Genomic DNA, 3,508 nt, shown 5'->3' with positions numbered 1-3,508 from the left:
CCAGCGGTAGCTGGGGGAGGCGGGGCAAGGGAAGGAATCGCCTCAGCCGGAGCCCGTCTTCTCCGGACGGGCCTCACTGGGGCGGACTATGACGAAGCCCTCGCCCTCCAGTTTCAGCTGGACCGCCTCGCCCGACCCGCCCCGCAGCATCGAGCCGAAGCTCTGCGAGCGGTGGAGGGTGGTGTGCAGCGAGCTCGTCCAGCCGACGACCGCGTCCGTGTCCACGAACACCGGCGCGGCCGGTGAGACCGGGATGACGATGGGCTCGCCCTCGCAGATGATGCCGAGCCGCCCATGGCCGGTGAACACGCTGTTGAACAGCCCGCCGCCCGCCATCCCGGCCCCCTTCACGACCTTGATCTCGTAGCCGAGGGTCGCGTCGAAGCACAGGATGTGGCGGCCGTTGACAGTCAGGCTGTCGCCGGGGACGAGGTCGACGAGAAAGCAGTTCGCCGCCTCGTGCGCGAACCACGCCTCCCCCTGGCCGCGCACGGCCATCAGCGCCACGCCCTCGCCGGTGACGGCGCGCTTGAGGAAGTTCCCCACGCCCTGGCCCTGTTTCTCGAACTTGAGATCGCCGCGGAAGGCCACCATCGCGCCCTGACGGGCGTAACACTCGCCGTTCACCGCGTACTTGACCGACTTGGAGTTCTGCAGGGTCATGCCGGGCTCGGCGGCCGGGGTGACCATGTTCTCGGAGGCGAAGAGATCGCTGTGCATGCCGCATGGTGCCCCGGAACCTCCCGGTCCGCCAAGCCTTCCCGCCCCCTGCCGCACCACTTGCCGCCGTCCCGCCACTGGGCACAACCTGCGTGGGGAGTGGATCGAAAGGCGGCCGAAGGGCCGACGAAAGTTAGCGGTCAGGAGTTTCACCCCGTTGCAGGATTGTTCAGGCAGGTGGCTATCGAGCCGATCTTGCGAGCGTTTCTCGCCCCACCTGGGATTCCGTCGAACAGCCGACGCCTGCTCCCACCACTAAAAACGCAACACACATGAACGAAGAAGCTCGTAAACCACTGCCGCCATGACAGTCGCCGACGGGAAGCCATAGCCCGGCTGTTGCGAGCGGACCCTCGACGAGCACGCTACACATCGCGCCTTGCACAACCTCAGGATGGAAATAGCTCAATGAAATTGAACAAAAAGGCGACCTTGACGATCGCCACTACGATGAGCCTCGCAATCGGTGGCACCGTCGGCGCCAATACGGTCCTTGCCCTGGAAGCCCCGAAGACAGGGACCGTCTCGCAGGCCACCACGAACGCGGCTATCGCCAATGCCCGGCAGGGCGTCGTCGACAAACTCACCGCCCAGGGCGCCACCGCCGCTCAGATCACCGCCGCGAAGCAGGACTTCAACAATGGGCTTGCCCAAGCCCAGACTATCGCGCAGAGCATGCCAGCCAACGCCAGCACCGGCGACACGCAGATCCCCGGTGTCCCTAAATTCGAGCGAAAGACCTACGACCAGCTCCTGGCACTCGCCCGCCAGCGGCTTGCACAGGTCAAAGCCGGAAAACCTGAGGGCGAGCTCACTTCCCTGGTATCCAGCCTGCCGAGGGCAGGCACCCCGGTAGGCAGCGCGAAGGCAGGCAACCCCTTTTCCTCCTTCGACAAGTCCGCGGTCGACATGCTGGTCAACCAGCATGTCGGAAGGTACCTCACCTTCGACGGATTGCGGGCGACGATCGAGGGCGGAGATCAGGGCCTCGCTGCCGCCCTGGGCTCCGCAGGTTCCCTTTTCGCGTTGACGGAGTCGCACCTGGCCGGGATAGGTGCACTTCTCGGCCTCGGTGGCTCCATCGCCAACCTGGCAGATCCCTCCGTCCTCAGCGATTCCACCAAACTCCGCGATGCAATCGCGGGTACCACATTCTCCGCCGGCTATGTCGCCGGGTACCTGGTGGGCCTCGTTTCCGGGCCCGCCGGAGCAGTCATCTCCGCGGGCACCGTCGCCGGACAGCTCATCTATGCTCTCGCGACCCAGGGCTGGGAAGCGTTCCTGACGAACATCTCCCTGAACTCAATGTCGACCCTGAGTATCCTGAACATGGTGATCGGGGGCGGTCCGAACAGTGAGCGGGCAGCCTGGCTGCAGGAGAGCCTGTTTGGGAATAGCACCAATCCGTCACAGCAGGTTGCAGACAAGTTCGAGAAAGAAGCCCCCCAGGCACTCCGCGAGATGCTGCTATCCGCGTGGGGTGCCGGGTGGGTAGACATAGCCAAGCAACAGGGTAAGGCCGGCTGGCAGGCCTACCAATACCTTGAGCAGCTCGCTGCCTCATTCACCGCCTATTCCGAAGTCATACTCGACGACGCTTACGCTAACCACAGCGACCACTCCAAGTCTGCCCACGAAAGCCTCATAAAGGAAAAGAAGGCTCTGCGCGACAATCTTCAAAAGCATATCAACGATGCCCGGTCGAAGGCTGTAGTGGATCAGAAAATCGCAATCCAAAACAACGCGCTCGACCTCAAGAACTTCGACCGAAAGAAGGCTGACGCTTACTGGGATTTCGGGAAGAAGCTCTTCACAGAAAAGAGGCGGGCCTTCGTGCTGCAAACTTTGAAGAAGTCCGACCCCCACGGAGTCCCGGACATCGCGCGTACGGTGTGGTTTGTGGACGGAAAACGGAATACCCAGCTGGATTTGACCACGGTATACAAGGGCTACGATAAGGCTGCGGACGCCGCCCATGCCCACGGTGATGCCGACCTGCATCTCGACTCTATCGCCAAGATAGATTCTCTTAAGCAAATATGGTTCAAGGTTTACGACAACATCGGCAATGCAGTAGCCGACGAGTACGGACCGAGTATGACCATAAGCAAGGTCGTCGACAACACTTGGCCTACTACTGCCGAAGAGAAGGTGAAGGAAGAGGAAGACCGCTACGAACAAGCCGTTTCCGGCAACCTGCCGGACCTCATGGACCGCAAAATCACCGGCGAGTTCCGCAGTAACGTCAAGGACGCACGCGGCGAATTCCTCACCTACACCTTGGGCGTGTGCAAATGGCCGTGGCCAGGAGATCACCCTACCCGGCAAGCCGGTGAGGTGGGATCCAACCTCGGCATCCTATTCATCACAACTCCCACGAGTGCCATCAACTCCAAGGCCAAGATCAAGGTGCAGATCTTGGGGGACACCGGAACGACGTTCCGGGATGGGTCAACCGAGACCACCGTGGTCCCCGATGGCGAAATCAGGGGAGCATACACGCAGGAACTGATCGCGGGCACCAAGCCGGGAGTGGCCACGGTCGCCATCTCGGTGGATGGCTTCTCCGGAGGCATCAAGCACTTCATCAGCGTGAAGCAGAGCGCCAAACAGTAGGCGCTCAAGACCGAGCTCGGGCAGCTGACGGCGATTCTTGAAAATGGCCAGATGCCCCCGGGCTGACCGTCGCGGTGGAGGAGATCCACCGCGACGGCTCTCCCCCGCGCCCGAGCCGCCCGTAGAACGGCCCCTACGCCGTCGGCTGCGGTGGGCTGGGGTGGTCTGCGGG

The 3,508-nt window shown here is 62.6% G+C and carries 2 protein-coding genes; one reads left to right on the top strand and one right to left on the bottom strand.

Annotation, left to right across the window (positions count from 1 at the left end; translation table 11 throughout):
• Positions 1-42: 42 nt before the first annotated feature.
• A complete protein-coding gene (locus tag AOK16_RS18450; RefSeq protein ID WP_055473336.1) occupies positions 43-720 on the bottom strand; it encodes an AIM24 family protein in 678 nt (225 codons plus the stop codon).
• 408 nt (positions 721-1,128) lie between these two features.
• Between AOK16_RS18450 and AOK16_RS18445 the strand changes: the two genes are divergently transcribed.
• A complete protein-coding gene (locus AOK16_RS18445) occupies positions 1,129-3,336 on the top strand; it encodes a hypothetical protein (RefSeq protein WP_055473335.1) in 2,208 nt (735 codons plus the stop codon).
• Positions 3,337-3,508: the final 172 nt, after the last annotated feature.

Source organism: Streptomyces pathocidini (assembly GCF_001418495.1).
GTDB lineage: Bacteria > Actinomycetota > Actinomycetes > Streptomycetales > Streptomycetaceae > Streptomyces > Streptomyces pathocidini.
This window is presented reverse-complemented; position numbering and strand designations above follow the sequence as displayed.

Coding starts and splice junctions, on each gene's coding strand:
- AOK16_RS18450 (WP_055473336.1), bottom strand. CDS start 720: ATGCACAGCGATCTCTTCGCCTCCGAGAACATGGTCACCCCGGCCGCC.
- AOK16_RS18445 (WP_055473335.1), top strand. CDS start 1,129: ATGAAATTGAACAAAAAGGCGACCTTGACGATCGCCACTACGATGAGC.